We start from the raw sequence: 19,645 nt of genomic DNA, 5'->3' as shown, positions 1-19,645 counted from the left end.
ATGAGCTTTTGGCAAACCATCGGACGGATCTATGAGAGCAGCGTTTTTGTATACGGAACGGTGCTGTTGTTTATTTATGCCATGCTGGCTGTTTTTTCTATGATAGCCGTGCGCGCCTATGCCCGCAAAGACAAGCTGGGGCAGGGCCATATGCTTAACAGCTCGCCCCTGGCCCCGGGTATTACCGTGCTGGCGCCGGCTTACAATGAAGGGCTTACCATTATTTACAACGTACGTTCCCTGCTTACGCTGAACTATCCCAAATACGAGATCATTATTATTAATGACGGCAGCACCGATAACAGCCTGGAACAGCTGATCACGGAATTTAACCTGGTGCAGGTAGATTTTGCCTACAACGTGAAAATAAAAACACAGCCGGTACGCAAGATCTTTAAATCGACCAACCCCGCCTATGCGCAGCTGATGATCATTGACAAAGTTAATGGCAAAAGCAAGGCAGATGCGGTGAACGCCGGTATTAACGCGGCCAGCTATAACTATTTTGTGTGTACGGATGTGGATTGTATACTGGATAAGAACACCCTGCTGGAGCTTATTAAACCGGTAATGCAGGAAGGCACCAAACGGGTAATTGCTACCGGCGCTACGTTGCGCATTGCCAACTCCTGCGAGTTTGACCAGGGGGTAATGACGCGCATGCGGCCGCCCCGGCAGCTGCTGCCCCGCTTCCAGGAAGTGGAATACATCCGTGCTTTTGTACTGGGCAAAATGGGCTGGAGCTTGTTGAACTGTGTGCCCAATGTATCCGGCGGTTTGGGATTGTTTGATAAGGAAGTGGCCATCCGCAGCGGCGGCTATGATCATAGCTCTTTTGGCGAGGATATGGAGCTGATGACCCGCATGTGCCGGTATGCGCATGATAATAAGATCAACTACGCCATCCGTTATATTCCAAAAACCCTTTGCTGGACAGAGGCGCCGGAATCCGTAAAGATCTTTAACCGGCAGCGCACCCGCTGGGCAAGGGGTTTGGCACAGCTGATGTTTTCCCATTTTGGGATGTTCCTGAACCCGCGCTATGGAAAAATGGGCCTCATCATTTTCCCCTATAATTTCTTTTTTGAGCTGCTGGCGCCCCTGGTGGAGATAACCGGCATTATCTATTATATCATCATGATATGCCTGGGGCAGATCAACTGGCCTACTGCTGTTATGCTGCTGGTGTTCGTATATACGTATTCGGTAATGATCACTACCATTGCTATCCTGTGGGACCAGCTTACCTTCCGGTATTACCGCACCTGGAAAGAGGTGGCTTACCTGTGTATGACGCCTTTCATGGAATTTTTCCTGTATCACCCGTTGATCGTATTATTCTCCCTGCGGGGATATTATTACTTCCTGACGGGGAAGAAAAGTACCTGGGGCAATATGCAGCGGCGGGGTTTCCGGCAAAATGTGCCTGGCGCCAAAACGGCCGCCGTTTAACCATAAAACCAATTGAACGCGCGTGGAGTTTATTAAGAATTTTTATGAGGGTTTTGTTTTTGTGTATGGCTGTACCATGCTGTTCTGGTATGCGCTGCTGGCCATGCTTTCCCTGCGGGGCATTATCCGGTACCAGCGCAAGAACAGCTATGTGGATCATAATATTATGGTACAATCGCCCCTGGCGCCGGGCATTTCCGTAATTGCACCGGCCTATAATGAAGGGGTTACCATTATCTCCAACGTACGGTCGCTGCTTACGCTGAACTATCCTGTTTTTGAAGTGATCATTGTAAACGACGGCAGTACGGACGATACGCTGGAAAAGCTCATTAACGAGTTCCAGCTTGAAGAGGTGGTTTTTGCCTATAATGAACGCATACAATCCCAGCCTGTAAAACGTGTATTCAAATCCGTTAATACGGCCTATGATAAGCTGGTGGTGATTGATAAGGTGAATGGTAAAAGCAAGGCAGATGCCTCCAATGCCGGCATTAACGCTGCTGCCTATGCTTACTTCCTGTGTACGGATGTGGACAGCATTATTGAAAAAGATACGCTGCTGCGCATGATCAAACCCTTTATGGATGAGGAAAATAAAAAGATCAAGGAAGTAGGCGAGCCCTGCCCGGAATGCGGGTATGTGCATGTGGTGGAGGATAGCATACGGGTAATAGCCACCGGTGCAACCCTGCGCCTGGCCAACTCCTGCGAGGTGGATGAAGGCGTGATAACCCGTGTGCGGCCGCCCCGGCACTGGCTGCCGCGCTTCCAGGAAATGGAATATATACGCGCCTATGTGCTGGGTAAAATGGGCTGGAGCCTTATTAACTGCGTGCCCAACGTATCCGGTGGTTTGGGGTTGTTTGATAAAGAGATCGCTATTAAAGCCGGCGGTTACGACAGCAAATCCTTTGCAGAGGATATGGATATTGTAACGCGCATGTGCACCTACATGATAGATAACAAGCTGAAATATGCCGTGCGTTATATCCCTACCTCCCAGTGCTGGACAGAAGGGCCGCCTAACCTAAAAGTGTTCAGCCGGCAGCGCACCCGCTGGGGACGCGGCCTGGCAGAGATCATGACCATACACCGCAAGGTGATCTTTAACCCGCGGTATAAACGTTTAGGCCTGATCGTGCTGCCGTATAACCTGTTCTTTGAGTTCCTGGCGCCTATTATTGAATTTACGGGTATCCTGTATTACATCTACCTGATCATCACCAACCATATCAACTGGCCCTTTGCTACCATCTTACTGCTGTTTGTGTACCTGTATTCGGTAATGATCACTACCCTGGCCATCTGGTGGGACCAGATGACCTACCGTTATTATAAAACCTGGAAAGAGGTAATGGGACTGGCGCTGATGGCCTTCCTGGAACCATTCATATACCATCCGCTGATCGTGTTCTTTGCGCTGCGCGGATATTATTTCTTTATAGTAGGAAAAAAACATACCTGGGGAAATATGCAGCGCCAGGGTTTTGGACAGAAAAAAACGACTGCTGCTTAGACCAAACTGTTATACATGCGGAGTGCTATAAAATACCTGTTACCGGTTATAATGTTGTGCAGCTATCTGCCGGCTACGGCGCAGCTATTTGGAAAAAAAGGAAAGGATGCAGAGGAATTGTACAATGAAGCGGTACGGCAAACCAAAGCGCAAAATTATAAACAGGCTATAGAAATATCCAAACAGGCGCTGGCCAAACAACCGGATATGACGGATCAGCAGCTGCTGCTGGGCCGCCTGTATATGCTTACCGGACGGAACGATCTGGCCAGGAAGTATGTAAAACAGGTGCTGGCAGCGGCCCCGCGCTACCGCGATGCTTATTTTTATGCGATCAATATAGAGCTGTCTGAAAAGAAATACGAGGAAGCTGCCTGCTATGCGGATGAAGGGCTGGGCTATTTTCCCAATGACCACGACCTGATGTTAAAGAAGCTAAGCGTGCTGGATGCATCCGCCAACTTTTACAAGGGCGATGCCTATGCCACTACCCTGCTGAACACTTACCCCGAAGACACTACCGTGCGCAATGCCTATACCGGCCACTACCTGCTTTCAGGCAACTATTTCAGGGCCAGGGGCAATAACAACCTGGCCCGCAGCAGCTATGAAAAAGCGCTGCTGATGGAGCCGGATAATGAGGAAGCCACCACCGCCATCACTAACATGTATATACGCTCCGGCAACCTTTCCCCTGCACTGGAGCAGGTGAATACTGCGCTGGCAGGCAATCCATCATCTTATGAGCTGCTGATGCGCAAGCTGTCACTGCTGCAGGATATGCACAACTATGCCGATGCGCTGGGCGTGCTGCAGCAGGTGCTGAAGTATTACCCGAATGACGCCAAAGCCCGTGGCATGGATGTATCCCTGCGTATGGAAGCGGCGGCTTACTATGCACAAACAGATCCTTACCTGCTATACCAGAGCATACTGGAAAAAAATCCCGGTAACCGGGAAGCATTGGATAAGGTAATTGGGCTGAGCATGTCCAGGGGCGCCTACCGCGAAGCGCTGGCATGGATTAACCGGGGCCTGAAACAAAACCCTAATGATCAGCGTTTGCTGGAATTAAAAATAGATGTGCTGGAAAGCGACCGCAAATTCACGGAAGCAGCAGCGCTTACCGGGCGGCTGCGGCAAAGCAACCCCTCATCTGCCGATCTGAAGAACCGCTATGTAAGCCTGAAAGTAGCCAGCGGACGGGATTACCTGGCGCAGCAGCAATATGACCTGGCCCGTGCTGAATTTGAGATGGCCCTGCAGGCAGCCCCTGCTGATACCGCGGCGCTGGATATGCTTTCCAACACTTACCTGGTGCAAAAAGACCCGGCCCGCGCCTTACAGGTATTGGACCAGGCGCTAACTACTTACCCCGACAACACCCGTTTTCTGCTAAAGAAATCGAATATACTGGCAGATATGGGACGCTATGATGAAGCGGCAGATATAACCGCTGCGCTGCTGGCCCAATATCCTAATGATCCCAGATACAGCAGTATGCTGGCAGAAACCCGTTTAACAGCCGGCCGCATACTAATGCAGGCAGAGGAATATGATATGGCGCGCATACAGCTGCAGGCCGTACTGGCCCGGCAGCCGGATAATGCGGACGCGCTGAACTACCTCATTAACCTGGAAAGCGCACAGCAACGGCCGGACAGCGCTTTGTACTATGCCAACCAGGCCCTGGGATACCACCCGGATAATAAGGACCTGCTGCTGAAAAAAGCCAGCATACTCACAGATATGAAACGCTATGAGGAAGCCGGCGCTATCAATTACGCCTTAATGCAGCGCTACCCATTTTCCACTAAATACCGGAATGCCTATACGGAGAATTTGCTGGCAGCCGGCATCAGCCACCAGCGGAACAATGCGCCGGACAGCGCCCTGCAGGCTTTTAACCAGGTGCTGGCCGTAAACAGCCGCGATTCCCTGGCCCTGTTATACAGCATTAACATTTTAAACGGCCGCCAGGCATATGACAGCGCGCTGCTGTATGCCAACCGGGGCATCCATTATTACCCGGATAACGTAGCTTTTTTACAGAAAAGGGCCATTACCCTGGAAAATAAAAAGGAGTATGCGCAGGCAGCAGCAGCAGCCGATTCTGTAGTAAAACTGCAGCCCGGCGCCGCCAATATAGACTATGCAGACTTTTTGCAAAGCAAAACACTGAAGAACCAGTTCGGCATGTTCTTCCTGCATTCCAGCTACGATTACAACGATAATAAATACAACATTGCCACCCTGGAATACCGGCATTTTTTTAAAAGAGGCTCTTATGCTGCGCGCTTAAACTATGCGGGGCGGGAACAGGGCACCGGCTTAATGGGCGAAGCGGAACTGTATTACACGCACAACAAACAGCTGTACTCCTATGCGCTGGCCAGCTATTCCAATGAGCTGGTATTTCCAAAGGTAAGGCTGGCCTACTCTTTATTTAAAACCTTTAAGCATGACGTGGAAGCAGAGCTGGGCGCACGTTACCTGCGGCAGGCCGACAGCGGCAACGTAGTTTCCGGTGTAGCTTCATTAGGCAAAACGTTCAAAGATTTTTATGTGAACCTGCGGGCTTATTTCATCAGTGATTCGCCGGACTTTTATACTTCCTTTAACCTGACCACCCGTTATTATATGAACCACGGGCAGGACTATCTTTCGTTTATAGCAGGACTGGGCACCTCGCCGGACGACCGCAGCCGGCTGATCCAGTTCCCTAAACTATCGGGCCTGCTCACCCGCAGCGTGGGCGCCGGTTACCAGAAAACATTCAGGTACCGCACCACCGTGGGCCTGTATGGCACCTGGATCAATCAAAAGATCAGCGATACCAATTTCCAGAACCAGTATGATATTTATGTAACACTGCAGCGCAGGTTTTAATCACATTACATGTTCAGGACTATGTTTACATGGATGCTGCTAATGACGCTATTGGGCCACACCGCCTGCCAGCCGGGTCAAATTAACCTGGTTACCAATGGCGCCTCCAAATACGTGATCGTGATACCGGAAGATGCAGGTAAGAATGAAACCCATGCTGCCGGTGTGTTACAGGACTATGTAAAACGCATATCCGGCGCTACCCTGCCCCTGATCAAAGAAAAAGCCTACCGGCAGCAACCGGCCATTTTTATTGGGAATACCGGCGCGGCGGAAAAGTATGATACACGCCCGCTGAAAAATGAAGGCTTTTTACTGACCACCGATGTGCAGGGCAACCTGTACATAAAAGGCAGCCGGGGAAAAGGTGTGGTATACGGTGTATACACCTTACTGGAAAAATACTGCGGCTGCCGTAAATACGCCAACATACCGGCCACCGTACCGCACAGCACTAACCTGCACCTGCCCGCGCAGCTAACAGATAAACAGGAGCCTGCATTCCAGTACCGGGAAACCTACTACCCCGCTGCATTTGACAATGAATACCTGGAATGGCATCACCTGCAGCGGTTTGAAGACCTCTGGGGCTTGTGGGGCCATTCCTTTTTTAAGCTGGTGCCTCCCAACACTTATTTTGCCGCACACCCGGAATATTATGCGCTGGTAAATGGCAGCCGCCAAGCCACTCAATTATGCTTAAGCAATGAAGCGGTGTTTAAGATCACCGTAGATTATTTGCGCAAAGCCATTGCTGAAAACCCGGATGCATTATACTGGTCTATAGCGGCAGAAGACGGAGGCGGCTTTTGCACCTGCGACCAATGCAGCAAAATAAACGCTGCAGAAGGCAGTACCACGGGTACGCTTATACGCTTTGTGAACAGGGTGGCCGCTGCCTTCCCGGAACAACAGTTCACTACCCTGGCCTACCAGCAAACAGCCCGCCCACCGCGGCAAACCAAACCGGCCGCTAATGTGTACATTATGCTTAGCAGCATTGACGCCTACCGGCAGGAGCCTTTAAGCAGCACACCTTCTGCTGCCGGCTTCCGCAAAAACCTGCAGGACTGGGGGGCGCTGAGCCCTAATTTATTCGTGTGGGATTATACTACCCAGTTCACCAATTACCTGGCGCCGTTCCCGGATTACAACAACCTGCAGGCTAACCTGCAATACTTTGCCGCCAATAAAGTAAAAGGCGTTTTTTCGCAAGGCAGCGCAGACACGTATAGCGATATGGCGGAGCTGAACAGCTACCTGCAGGCCAAACTGCTGTGGAACCCTGATAAACCTGCTACGGATATTATTACCGGCTTCCTGGATGGTTATTATGGCAAGGCCGGTCCCTTTATAGCCCAATATTTACAGGCCCTGAGCGATACCCTGCAACGCACTAAAGCACAGCTGGATATTTACGGCAACCCGGCGAATAATTTCTCCGATTACCTGTCGCCTGCTGCTATTGATAAATATGCAGCATTATTGGATCAGGCGGAAAAAGCCGTGGATGGGGATACCCTGCTAAGCACCCGGGTACGGAATGCCCGACTGCCGCTGGAATATACCGTGTTACAGCAATCCCGCCGCTTTGGTACGAAAAAACATGGTTACCTGGTGCCGGATAATAACGGCAACGGGTATATTATAAATCCCCGCTGGCCCGGTCGTGTGCAGCAATTTGTGGAGCAGTGCAAAAAGGCCGGTGTAACATTGCTTGCTGAAAATGGCATCAGCCCGGATGCCTATCAGCAGGAATGGGCGGTTCTGTTTGCCCGCAAATGGGTGAATAGCCTGGCCTTTCAGGCGCCGGTGAAATTATTACATCCCTATGCACCGGAATACCCTGCCAATAAAGAACAAACACTTACTGACGGCGTAACAGGCACCAATGATTTTAGCGTTAACTGGCTGTTTATTTACGGCAAAGACCTGGTAGCTACTATAGACCTGGGGGCTAACAAAACCATACAACAAATAAGCACGCATTTTTTGCAGGACCCACGGCACTATATTTTTAACCCGGTGGATGTGGTGGTGGAGAGCTCTGCTGACGGCGTGAACTTTACAGCTGTGGGTACACAGCAGATGCTGAAGGCGGAGGATAATACGGTGCAGATCAATGATTGTAATATACGGTTTGCGGCCGTGCAGGCGAGGTATGTAAGGGTAACGGCGCATTGCCTGCCGGTGGTGCCGGCCTGGCGCGGAGCGCCGGGGAATAAGCTGGCGGCAGTGTGTTGTGATGAGGTGTATGTGGAGTAGGCATTTTTTTGAAGGCCCAACGCCGGACTGCACCCGCCTGTTTTGAATAACTATTTGGCGATAAGGGGCGTACCGGCGTTGTTGGACTATGAGGCGTTATCAAGCGTGGCGCGCCGGGCAAAGGTCCGGGCGTTTGGACCTTCAAAAAAATGAGTACTGCGTGATTACGGTTTTGCATCAACGGACATGCCCCAATTGATCCAACTGACTTAGCTGATCCAACACCGGCCACAACCTAAATGTCCTTGTACGTAATTACAATTACCCCTGAGCGCATGCTGCGGATGTTCAAAAACAAATAAGCGTGAACCTTTCAAATATAATAATGCATCTGCAAAGCGTACGTTACAGGATGCGGAGGTGGAGCAGAAATTTATTACTATTCTTTCTCTATTCTCCCAAATAAAAATGAAAGCTATCGCCCCTCAGCCCTATGCGCATGGCCTCTAAGGGAATTACCTCATGCGGGTCGATGTTACCCAGGTTGGCATTACAGCCTATGAGCTCCAGGAAATAAAGCTGCTGATCCTTGCGGGGCGCTTCCCAGATGATCTTTTCATGGGGGATCTTTGTGAGGATCTCCTGCACCAGCCCTTCGCGTACTTCGCCGGAATCGCGGTACAGGCCTACGGTACCCATTTCACGCGCTTCTGCAATTACGTATTGCGCACCTGCTTCCATTTCTGCTTTCATCAGCTCTATCCATTTATAGGGCGGCGTAATGTGCTGCCGGTCCTTATCTTTAGAGCCTACTTCGCTTAATACGGTGCCCAGCTTAGCCAGCTTTTCTATATACCCACACTTTTCTGCATGCGGAATATCGATAGAGCCATCGGATACTTCTATATAACTGATGCCATATTCCTTTATGGCATTCACATAATCATTGTACTGGTTACGTACCAGGAAGGCTTCAAACAGCAGGCCGCCAAAGTATACAGGTATATTATACGACTGGTATGTTTTTATCTTTTCAGCCAGGTTAGGCGTTACATGCGCGGTGCCAAAGGCCAGCTTCACTACATCCACATGCGGGGCCGCCACGGAAAGGAAGTCTTTGGTATCCTGCAGGCTTAAACCTTTATCAGTTACCATTGTAAGCCCGTAAGTGCGGGGCTGTGCGGTACGTCCGGGGATCTTATCCAGGTTAAAATTCATAGTTTCCATGATTAATTCCATGGCAAAGATAGGATCAAATCTCAATGAACAAAATGAACAACTTTACCCTACCCAATAATGGTATATTTAATGCCTGCAATACCCTAACAATAACCACCCATGAACCTCCTTGGCAGATCATTCAAACAAGCCTATGCATACCTGTTTGCCCGGAAAATGTTTTACCCGGCGCACCTGTTCCTGTATAAGCTAAGCATGTCCGGACTGGGCATCCGCAATTCCGAGAATGATTACCTGTCAGGAGAAAAAGCTTTTATCCGTTACCTTATTAACAACGGCAAGCTGAATGAGGGGGTTATTCTTGACATTGGCGCCAATATAGGGCATTACTCCATTATGCTGCGTAAGCAGCACATACGCCTGCCCCTTTTTGCTTTTGAACCGCACCCTGCAGCTTTTAAAAAGCTGGAAGCCGCTGCCCGCAGCTACCGGTTCACCCCTGTGGCGCTGGGCGCCGGTGAAGTACCTGCTACCGCGGCTATTTACGATTATGCGGGCGATGGCGGATCCGAACACGCCAGCATTTACAAAGAAGTAATAGAGCAATTGCATGAAGGGCAGGCAGAGGAAAAACATATTACCCTTACTACCATTGATGATTTTATAGCCGGTAACCAGCTTTCCAAAATTGCCTTACTGAAAATTGATACCGAAGGGCATGAGCTGGGTGTATTAAAAGGCGCTCAAAGGGCCATTGAGCGTGGCCTTATAGGAGCCGTGCAAATAGAGTTCAATGAAATGAATGTGATATCCCGCACCTTTTTCAGAGATATTGTAGCCGTACTGCCCGGCTATGATTTTTACCGTTTGTTGCCGGATGGTTTGAAACCCCTGGGGAAATACAATGTTACCCAATATGAAATATTTGCCTTCCAGAATATTGTGGCGTTGCGCAAAAGCGCCCGTTAATACGCCTGCTTATCGCCCTTGATCATATTCATGCAGGTTTGCAGAATGATCTGGCAATCCAGCCAGCAGCTGTAATTCTCAATATACCACAGGTCCAGGTCTACCCGCTTTTGCATTTGCTCCGGCAGGCGTGTTTCACCCCGGCAGCCATTTACCTGGGCCCAGCCTGTAATACCCGGCTTTACCAGGTGGCGCAGCATATAACGCTGTATGGTTTGCTTTGATTCCATGTGCAGGGGTATGGCATGCGGCCGGGGGCCTACCAGCGTCATATCGCCCCGCAGTACGTTAATGAACTGCGGCAGCTCATCCAGGCTGCTTTTACGCAGGAGCTTACCAATGGGGGTAATGCGCTTATCATTTGGGGTGGCCTGTAAAAAACGCCCGTTAGCATCTACCATATCACAATCCTGCACCATGGAGCGGAACTTGTAACAGGTTATTTTCTGGTTCTTTAAACCCCATCTTTCCTGCTTATACAATACCGGCCCTTTGGAGGTGAGCTTAATAAGCAGGGCAATGAGGGGGAACAGCCAGCTGAACATGGAAATAAAAAGCAGTATGCTGATGGTAACATCAAAAAAACGCTTCAGGCGCTGCCTGGCAGGATCATCCAGCGGCGAGGAACGAATAGTTAACAGGGGCAGGTTACCGCAAAGGTGCATGCTGGCGGTAGTAGTACAATAGTTATAGCAGTCTGCAATGATGCGCACCCGTTTTGCTTCCTGCTCACTCATTACAATGATCTGGTGCAGCTGCTCATTTAAACCGCCGGGCATGGCTACTACCACATCGTCAATATCATGCTCTTCCAGGATCCTTTTCAGGTCCGGCAGGGTGCCCAGGAACTGCCCGTTCAGGTGTGTGTTGGTTTGCTCATCCACAAAACCTACACAACGGTAACCAAAATGCTCATTATCCAGGATGGTCCTGTAAAAGTTCATCCCCATATCGCCTGTGCCTACGATCAGTACATTCTTTGTATTATAACCCATGATCTGTAAGCGCAGCAGCGATTTTTTAACGATGTATTTGACGATAACCATTCCTGAAAAAACAAGCAGGTTATACAACAGGGTAAAGGTGCGGGGATATGGATAGTATTTAAAAAAGTAAAAGAACAGGAAGGTAAGGAAACAGGCATGGATCAGCACTGTTTTAAGGATAGCTACCAGCTCAATGGAAAAGGGCCGGGTGCGGAAGTCGTCATATAAATGTACTGAAATGCCGATGATAGTCCATGCAATTAAGCTGATGCCCAGCAACAGCCAGTTAAAGGAGGAAAAGAATACATCGCCCTGTCCGGCTATATAGCGGCGCGTGCACAGGAAAAACAACGTCAGCACCACATAATCGATCAGCAGCCTTATATAATAACTAACATCTGTATTCCATTTCATAAAACACTTATTTGGGGGTAGAATTGAGATCAGCGGAATAGCAACTATCTTTTTCTTTTGTATAACAAGTCCATCTGGAGGATCTGCAGCTGATCCGATTGTAAAAATCCCACCGGGGCAATAAACTCAAACCCAAGGTCTTTTACGAAATTATGCATCTCATCAAACAGGGGCTCCCCTTCATACATCTGTACAAAGGATGATTCAAATAACAGGTAGTCAATACTACGCAGGCTGCTTACCGCGCCTTTCAGCACTTCCTTTTCATAACCCTGCACATCCATTTTCAATAATGCAGGCGATAACAGCCGGATATCCGGCAGCAGATCGTCCAGGCGTTTAACCGGCACCGTTATCTGGTCCGTGTCAGCGGTCTGTGGCATCATGTCCTTCTGCAGGCCCGACACCTGTAAGGCAGAGCTGGCGTGCGAATAAGCATTACGGTAAAATTCCAGGCAGCCGCTGGAGCTGCCCAGCGCCAGGTTATAGGTGCGTATGCCCGCAAGCTTGCGGGTGTTATGCTGTAACACCTGGAATACTTCCGGCAACGGCTCAAATGAGTGGATAGCGGCCCGGGGATAATAATGATTGGCGGCCATGGTGAACTGCCCTTTATTGGCGCCTACATCAATAATTACTTTCAGGTCAGGGATGTAATGCCGGCAGTTATGCAGGATCTGGGTGGAGGCTACTGAAGCGCCTTTTTCCAATAACGAAGAAATTCCCCGGCCTGCGGTCAGATACACTTTTGCGGTATCGGCAATTTTAAATAGGAGGTTCATTTTGAGAATTTATAATTCCAACAATCTTGATAGAAAGAGATAGTTTCCTCTACGCTTTTTTCCCAGGTAAATTTTTGTACCTGCTGTACCCCTACCCTGGTAAGCCTTTGGCGGTAGGGCATATTTTCCAGTGAAGTGATCTTTTCTGCAAAGGCCAGGGGATCCGGCTGGTCCACCAGCAAGCCGGCAGGCCCCACCACTTCCGGCATGGAAGTGCGGTTGGTGGTTACCACGGGGCAGCCTGCTTTCAACGCTTCGCCCGGCGGAAAGCCAAAGCCTTCGTAAATGGAGGTGTACAGCAGGCAAAATGCATAGTTGTACAGCACATTCAGATCGGCAGCGCTTACATTTTCAAAAATGTGATAGCGGCCTGCTATTTCCTGCAAGGCGATCATTTCCTCCCGGCTCCATTGCTCCCCGCCAACGATCACCAGCTTATAAGCCTCCGGCAGCTGTTTGAGGGCTTTTACGGCTACCCAAAAATTCTTGTAGTTCCTGCGCGCGCCTACATACAATATAAAGGGCTGCTGCAGGTTAAAGGGCAGGGTAAAGAACGGCGGGATGCTTTTGTTCAGCGGGTAAAAATCATTGGCAATGCCATGATACACCACCTTTACCTTTTCGGGATTTACAAAGGGATAAAAATGCAGCAGCTCCTGCCGGGTGCTTTCAGAGATGCAGATAATACCATCTGCCCGGCGGATGCCGTATGCCTTTTGCAGAATATTGGTTAAGCCCCTGGGGAACTTCGTGGCCAGCTTGCGCTCATGCGCCAGATCATGAACCGTTAAAATGTTCAGGATATTCTTTTGGGGCGATACGCGCAGGTACCCTCCATGGAAAATGGAGGTGGCCGGCAGCCTGCAGCGGATAGGCATGTAGCGCAGGTATTTGAAGGGAAGCCTGCTTTCTTTCAGGCATGCAAAACGGCTGTAATCAAGCCTGCGCTCAAAAATATTTGCAGAGCTGCGCTGCGTATTCAGCAGGTTCACAGACAAGCCGCTGTTAAAAATACCCTTCAGCAGCTCATACCAGTAAACGGATACGCCACCTGCTTTTTGAATAGAAAATACAATGTTATCCAAGTACACCTGCATAACGGGAATCGGTTAATAGGATATGATAAAAAGGCCTGTGCTTAACGCCCCCAGGCTAAGCGTATATCTTTTTCGTATAGCGGATCCTGTGCAGGCGCTGTACCATAAGCGCCCAACATAGCTACTATGATCATGATCAGATCTATCTGGCTAAAGAAAAAACAGACTGCTACAAAGGCAAAATAGCTGCGCTGGAAAAGCAATACGCCGCTTCCAACGCGGGTAAGTATCAGGAAGAAAAACACGAGCGCTACCCCGCCAAATTCAGCCAGGATAAAGAACCAGCGCATATTCAGGTTATGCCCGCCTACGCCTGCCACCCGGAATTCATAGAGTGGCTGCCCGAAAAAATAGGAAGGCGGAATAAAGGTGCTGTTGCCGGCCCCGTAGCCTGATAACAGCAGGTAGGGCTCATCACGCAGGAAATCCACTACCGGTAATTCCATATCCCGCTGCAGCGGCATGCCCAGCACAATATTGTTCTTCTGCCATATTTCATTATCGTAACGGTAGGCCGACCTTTCAAAAAGCGCTTTATATACGGGATCGTTACGATTGGCCATATAATGTTTGAGCAGATAGTCTTTCGAAGCGGCCACCGTCATAAAAATGCCTATGATAAGGCCCAGTGTGCACAGTATTTTGAGCCGCACGCCATTGAGCCGGCCGAAGATCACGAATACAACCCCTGCCACCAGCAGGTTAATATAAAAGGTTTGGGAAGCGGTAAGAATGCCTACCACAAAGGCGGCGACTGCAACCTTATATTCTTTGTCCTTTACCAAAATGGGAATGGCCAGGGATAAAAATGCGCTGAATACTTTGGGCTCACCAAACCAGGCCTGTACCCGTAAACCCAGGGGGCCGCTGATCTGCTGTGCCAGGTAGCGGCTTTGCAGGCCCAGTATTTCACTTAACGCCACATTCTGGAAAGTAAGCTGTATAAAGATCTGCAGGGTGGCTATGCACAGGGAGATCTTTGTAATGCGTTTCATGGTTTCGCAGAACGCAGCCCAGGATAAAGGGGTTCTTTCCTGTACTATTCTGCTGCCGATGGCAAACAGCGGCAGGTAGGTTTTAATGTAGAAATAAAGCGGCTTGGTATAAAAAGCATAATACCTGCCACCGGGGTAATTAAAAGGATCCTTGTACAGCTGTGTGACCAGGAATACCGTTATATGCGATAGCAATGGCAATAATAACAGCAGCAAATATTCCCTGCGAATGTGCTGCCCGCCGGTGAATAGCCGGTGCGCCTGCTCAATACAAATAAAAGTGCTAACGAAAAAGGTAGCGGTGAATGTGGGGCCTATGGCCAGCATAGTGTAAGCTTCGGAAGCAAAAGCATACAACAGGGTATCTATGATAGAGATGCGTTGTTTGTAATACAGATACAACAGCAGCGCTGCAATAAGCAAAGGCATGGTTTCCCGGAAACATTCCACGAAGAAACTACTGCTTTGTAATATGCTATAACTGACCTGCATGATTATGAAATGCGTTTGTATAACCCGTACAACAATGTATTACCCTTCACTATCTTCTTAATACGCATGGTAAGCCGGCTGGTATGGAATACCTTGCCGGCCGTGTAATGATCGGCCTCCGCATCAATTACCAGCGCCTGCGGGTGTGTGAGATCTGTAACTGCGCCATATACCATTTTCCGGAACCAGCCCGGAATACGTTTGGTATGCGTGGCCTCTTTCCCATAGCCGATATTCCTGATGAGGGAAGTGTTAGGTGTAATGGCCATGCCGTGGTTAAACCATACGGACATAAACCATTGTATATCCCAGGTATCTGACTTTTTATTGCGCATGTCCTCTATCTCTGCCAACAGCCAGCGGTTAAGCCCATGTAAAGGGGCATGCCTGTAAGCCTGTAACGTAAAATCATAATGCTGCCAGGCCCTTCGCCAGCTGGCCCATCCCCATACATGAGAGTAACGGGAAAAATAGTAGGATGCATTACCCCGCTGTATGCCTGCCTGGAAATTGCTGCCATTAATGTGCATGATACTGCTGTTGTTACGGTACCGCTGCAGCATGGCGGTGCAGAATGTAAAGAAGGTAGGATCCGGCAGGCAATCATCTTCCAGTATAATCCCTTCCTCCACCTGGCTAAAGAACCAGTCAATAGCGCTGCTTACATTTTTTCCGCAACCCAGGTTGGCGGGGCGGAACAGGGTTTGCAGCTCGCAGGGCCAGTCTATACCTGCCAGCAGCCGGTCACGCGTTTCTGTGCACAGCGCTTCCTCCCCCGGTTTACCTGCACGGGGGCCATCTGCCGCTATGAATAAACGCTGCGGCCGTTGCAGCCTTACCTGCTCAAACACTTTCATAGTTTGCAAGGGGCGGTTGAATACCAGTAACAGAATGGGAGTGCTTAACATTATTTGGTTGCCTCCAATGCAACAGCGTTTTGAAATCTTATTTCTTCTTCTACCCGCTTAAACATTTCATCTGCCGCATCATTAAACGCGCACCTGCGCACCTGCCGGAAACCGGCCTGCTGCAGCTGGTGTGTGAGTGATGTATGGTCCCACATGTACTGATGCTCTTTATTACCAAAGGCTGTTTGTATTAACTGGCGCATACCGCGCACGCGTTGCTGCCTGCCCAGCAATGTTTCTTCCATAAACTTCACATTAGCTTCCGGATCATTGCTCCGCAGGTTATCAATATACCTCCAGGCGGCGCATTCCAGGTCCGGCAGCACACAGCGGAAAAGGCCGCCGGGCTTAAGGATCCGGTAGGTGTTGCGGATTGCGGTAATGCAGTCTGCATAAGACAGGTGTTCCAGCACATGGCAGCAGTAAACCCCATCGCAGGAGTTTTCCGCAATGCCGGGCAGCCCTTTCAGAATATCGCCCAGCAGCGCATCGGGGTGAAAGGCTACGTGCATCCTTTTTTTAAGGAGCTTACCAATTACCGGCAGCTGCTGCAGCCGGAGCGTTGGGGAAGCGTCAAAATTCTTCCAGCCGGCTGGTGCGGTATAAGGCCCGCTGCCATATTGTACATATAACCGGTTGCCATTCATCATCACGGTTGCATATTTTTAAAGAAGTAAGTGTAATAGGTTTTGGCAAAAATGCGGTACCCTACCTGCTCCATAAACCGGCACAATTCACTATCATCAATACGTGAAAGCTCAAAAGGCTGCGATTCTACCAATACATAGCGCGGGCGGTATTTTTTCCAGTTATTGGATTGCAGCACCTCCATATCCAGCCCTTCCGCATCAATGGTCAGGAAGTCGATGGCCGTGCTGCCATTCAGGTAGCGGTCCAGGATATCGGCCAGGGGCCAGGTTTCTATCTGCTGCTGCCCTATTACGCGGTACTGCGGATCCTGTGTGTATTCCTTCACCTTTTCACCGGAAAAAGTGCTCAGGGCCGGTTCATTAAAAATGGAATAGGTGAGTGACTGCCGTTGTGCGGATACGCCCATTTCCAGGTTAGTATCCAGCGGGCGGTATTTATCAAACAGCGCCCTGGAACCGGGCATGGGATCGATATTGATACCCCGCCATTTCATTTTGTAGAACAGGTACGTGTTGGAAAAACGGAAGGGGTGATGTGCGCCTACATCCACATACACACCGGCTGCCTGCTGGTGAAAGATCCTTTTCAGGATAAGGTCCTCCCCTTCGGAACTAAAGGCCCTAACGCCATAACGCAGCTGCGGAAATAACCGCCCGGCCGTATTGCTCAGTATATTCTTGAGGTTAGTCATTCGTTGCTATATTTTCGGAGTACAAGCGCCTGCCTGTAAAAATTTTCAGCCTGTTATATGCCTGCCGGAGATCATTACGCACCAGTGCCGGCGCCATTACTTTTCCTAAAAGCAGCCACCCCTGCCCGCTTTTATCCAGCACCACCATGGTAGCGTATACCGACGTATAGGCGGCTACGGTAGCTATTGCCGCGCCTATGCCACCCATGGAGGGAATAAGCAGCAGGTTAAGCCCCACATTCACCACCAGGCCGCTGATATTGCTGTACAGGTATATTTTATACTTCCCTTCAACTATCAAATACTGCACAAAGGCTACACTAAGGAATACCGGTATGCCGGCCCAGGTATGGATCATGAGGATGGGGGATGCAGACAGGTATTTGGCGCCATACAGCAGTGGAATAATGATATGTGCAGATAAGGTGACTACTACGGCAATGGCCAGGGATGACCAGAAAGATAAACGCAGCCATTTTTCAAGCACCGCCAGGTAAGCCTCCCTGCTTAGCTGTTTTTGGCGCATGAGCGTAGGCAGCATGGCGGTAGCAAATACAGTGGGAATGGCATACCACAATTCGGAAATGCGCGCTGCTACCACATAGGCTCCCAGCTGGGCAGCGCTGCCCAGCATATCCAGCAGCAACAGGTCGGCCTTTACGAACAGCATTACCAATAAGCTGGAAAATACCAGGGGCCAGCTTTGCGTAAGCAGACGGCCTGCCCGGTAAGGCTGTACATTTAACACAGATAGCGGCACCTGGTGATAGCTGTAGACAATGATCACTACCAGGAAGGTTACCAGTGATTCCAGCAGCGTTACCCATAATAAGGTGATAAGCGTACCACTGCAAACAATCACCATCATTTTTACCACACAAAAGAACAGGAACACGCTCACTTTGGGAATGATCACCTTTTTAACATCGTTCTTCACCTGGTAGAAATAATCCAGCACATCGGCAGACTGCAATACTATGCTGCCTGCTGCAAACAGGGTGCAATACAGGTACAGGTCCTGCTGCGGGCGGCTAAGGATCACAATACCGGTGCTAATGGCCATGCAAATCAATGCGGCTGCCACGCGCATGCTAATAGCGGTAGCTACCGTTGCCGGCTGCTCCTGCTCATGCTCCACCAGCTCCTTTACCGCAATTTTATCCATGCCCAGCAAAGCCATGCTGCCTACAATAGTGGTAAGGGCAATGGCATAGCTCCATATGCCAAACTCCTCCGGCCCCAAATGACGGGCTATAACCGCCATTACCAGGATGCCGGGGAACAGCTTGCTGACCTTATCGATCATTAACCAGGCGCTATTTTCAAATACCTTATGCAATTCTTTTGGCTGTTTTTTTAATGAACGAACCCCAGGTATTTCTTTCCCGTTTTGTTTCCTCATACCGGTACTGGTAGTAATAGTAGTACGGGTAAAAAGTATCCTGCTCTATGCCGTTGAACACAATGCCTGTTTTCCGGAAGAATTCTTCGGGCAGGCCTTCCTCTACCGCTACCAGCTTGGATTTAAGGGTATAGTTATACCGCACCACAAACAGCGAGCAATCAATATGCGCCAGGATGCTTTTTGCATCTGATACAATGCCGATGGGCGAGGTATCAATAATTACATAATCAAACTTTTCTTTTAAGGATGCCAGCAAATTGCTCATGCGCTGCCCTTCCATGAGCTCAATGGGATTGGGCGGAATGGGGCCGGATGATACAATGAACAGGCGCGGCACACCGGGCACGCTGCGGATAATTTCATCCTCCGTTTCAGTACCCAGTATATAATTGGTAATGCCCGTGTTATGGTCCATGCCCAGGAACTTCGATAGCTTGGGCTTACGCAGGTCCAGCTCCACCAGCACTACGCTTTTATTGTTCACCGTTAAGGTGCTGGCCAGGTGGGCCGACAAAAAAGTTTTACCCTCACCGGAGATGCTGGAGGTGAGTAAAATGGTGGCGGTACCCGTATGTTCCGTAAGCAGGAATTTGATATTGGTGCGCAGGTTCAGGATCTGCTCCCGCAGAATAGAGCGGTTGCCTAAAGAAAGGTTCCTTACGCCTTCTTCGTGCCGGAAAATTTCCGCTACTACCGGCATGTTAAACACCTGCTCTATTTCCTTTTTACTGAGCACGCGCGGGTTCAGGAAATACTTGATGTAAATGTATGCGCTGGCAAGCACCAGCGCGGCGGCTATAAATCCTATAAACACCAAAGGCTTGCGGGGCGCTACAGGTTTATCCGGCACATAGGCCGGTGAAATGGTCTTATTATCCGTTACATTGCTGGCGCTGGCCACGGCAGCTTCCTCCTTTTTCTTGAGCAGGTGCAGGTACAGGTTTTCCTTTACGCTTTGCTGCCGCTTTATATTAATGTATTCCCGGGCGTAGGCGGGTATGCTGGCAATGC

The 19,645-nt window shown here is 49.7% G+C and carries 15 protein-coding genes; 5 read left to right on the top strand and 10 right to left on the bottom strand.

Annotated elements, in window-relative coordinates:
• Genes VIM87_RS30040 through VIM87_RS30025 form a run of 4 tightly spaced genes read left to right on the top strand, consistent with a single transcriptional unit; the run spans position 1 to position 8,125 of the window.
• Positions 1 to 1,452 carry a glycosyltransferase gene (locus VIM87_RS30040; protein ID WP_332000550.1) on the top strand — a complete coding sequence of 484 codons (1,452 nt, stop codon included), beginning with the start codon at positions 1 to 3 and terminating at the stop codon, positions 1,450 to 1,452.
• A gap of 22 nt (positions 1,453 to 1,474) precedes the next feature.
• Complete coding sequence (locus VIM87_RS30035; protein ID WP_332000549.1) at positions 1,475 to 2,971, top strand: glycosyltransferase family 2 protein; 1,497 nt, start codon at positions 1,475 to 1,477, stop codon at positions 2,969 to 2,971.
• 15 nt (positions 2,972 to 2,986) lie between these two features.
• Positions 2,987 to 5,860, top strand: coding sequence for a tetratricopeptide repeat protein (locus VIM87_RS30030; RefSeq protein ID WP_332000548.1), 2,874 nt, complete (start codon positions 2,987 to 2,989; stop codon positions 5,858 to 5,860).
• A gap of 9 nt (positions 5,861 to 5,869) precedes the next feature.
• Complete coding sequence (locus tag VIM87_RS30025; RefSeq protein ID WP_332000547.1) at positions 5,870 to 8,125, top strand: DUF4838 domain-containing protein; 2,256 nt, start codon at positions 5,870 to 5,872, stop codon at positions 8,123 to 8,125.
• 390 nt (positions 8,126 to 8,515) lie between these two features.
• Here the strand turns inward: VIM87_RS30025 and VIM87_RS30020 are convergent, their stop codons facing one another.
• On the bottom strand, positions 8,516 to 9,283 hold the full coding sequence (locus tag VIM87_RS30020; protein WP_332000564.1) for a phosphosulfolactate synthase: 768 nt from the start codon (positions 9,281 to 9,283) through the stop codon (positions 8,516 to 8,518).
• Positions 9,284 to 9,403: 120 nt separating this feature from the next.
• On the opposite strand from VIM87_RS30020, the gene VIM87_RS30015 reads away from it, so the two are divergent.
• Positions 9,404 to 10,213: an FkbM family methyltransferase gene (locus VIM87_RS30015; RefSeq protein ID WP_332000546.1), complete on the top strand. Its 810-nt coding sequence runs from the start codon at positions 9,404 to 9,406 to the stop codon at positions 10,211 to 10,213.
• Here the strand turns inward: VIM87_RS30015 and VIM87_RS30010 are convergent.
• The 9 genes from VIM87_RS30010 to VIM87_RS29970 all read right to left on the bottom strand — a co-directional run.
• Positions 10,210 to 11,613, bottom strand: a complete 1,404-nt coding sequence (locus VIM87_RS30010) for an undecaprenyl-phosphate glucose phosphotransferase (RefSeq protein WP_332000545.1) — start codon at positions 11,611 to 11,613, stop codon at positions 10,210 to 10,212. The two genes, VIM87_RS30015 and VIM87_RS30010, sit on opposite strands and share 4 nt — an antisense overlap.
• 44 nt (positions 11,614 to 11,657) lie before the next feature.
• Positions 11,658 to 12,395, bottom strand: coding sequence for an FkbM family methyltransferase (locus tag VIM87_RS30005; protein WP_332000544.1), 738 nt, complete (start codon positions 12,393 to 12,395; stop codon positions 11,658 to 11,660).
• On the bottom strand, positions 12,392 to 13,492 hold the full coding sequence (locus tag VIM87_RS30000; RefSeq protein ID WP_332000543.1) for a glycosyltransferase family 1 protein: 1,101 nt from the start codon (positions 13,490 to 13,492) through the stop codon (positions 12,392 to 12,394). The genes VIM87_RS30005 and VIM87_RS30000 overlap by 4 nt, the downstream gene beginning before the upstream one ends.
• Positions 13,493 to 13,533: 41 nt before the next feature.
• Positions 13,534 to 14,979 (bottom strand): hypothetical protein, encoded by a 1,446-nt coding sequence (locus VIM87_RS29995; protein WP_332000542.1) that lies wholly within the window; start codon positions 14,977 to 14,979, stop codon positions 13,534 to 13,536.
• A gap of 2 nt (positions 14,980 to 14,981) precedes the next feature.
• Positions 14,982 to 15,836 (bottom strand): hypothetical protein, encoded by an 855-nt coding sequence (locus VIM87_RS29990; RefSeq protein WP_332000541.1) that lies wholly within the window; start codon positions 15,834 to 15,836, stop codon positions 14,982 to 14,984.
• Between the two features lie 50 nt (positions 15,837 to 15,886).
• Entirely contained in the window at positions 15,887 to 16,537 is a 651-nt protein-coding gene (locus VIM87_RS29985) for a class I SAM-dependent methyltransferase (protein ID WP_332000563.1), read from the bottom strand.
• The gene (locus VIM87_RS29980; protein ID WP_332000540.1) at positions 16,537 to 17,229 is read right to left on the bottom strand and encodes an FkbM family methyltransferase; all 693 of its coding nucleotides are present in this window, start codon (positions 17,227 to 17,229) and stop codon (positions 16,537 to 16,539) included. The genes VIM87_RS29985 and VIM87_RS29980 overlap by 1 nt, the downstream gene beginning before the upstream one ends.
• A complete protein-coding gene (locus VIM87_RS29975) occupies positions 17,222 to 18,568 on the bottom strand; it encodes a flippase (protein ID WP_332000539.1) in 1,347 nt (448 codons plus the stop codon). The genes VIM87_RS29980 and VIM87_RS29975 overlap by 8 nt, the downstream gene beginning before the upstream one ends.
• A partial coding sequence (locus VIM87_RS29970) for a polysaccharide biosynthesis tyrosine autokinase (RefSeq protein WP_332000538.1) occupies positions 18,561 to 19,645 on the bottom strand: 1,085 nt, incomplete at its 5' end. The genes VIM87_RS29975 and VIM87_RS29970, both read right to left, overlap by 8 nt.

Source organism: Chitinophaga sp., from assembly GCF_036569125.1.
Taxonomy (GTDB): Bacteria; Bacteroidota; Bacteroidia; order Chitinophagales; family Chitinophagaceae; genus Chitinophaga.
Note: the sequence above shows the minus strand (reverse complement) of the source record. Positions and strands in the feature narration are given on the sequence as shown.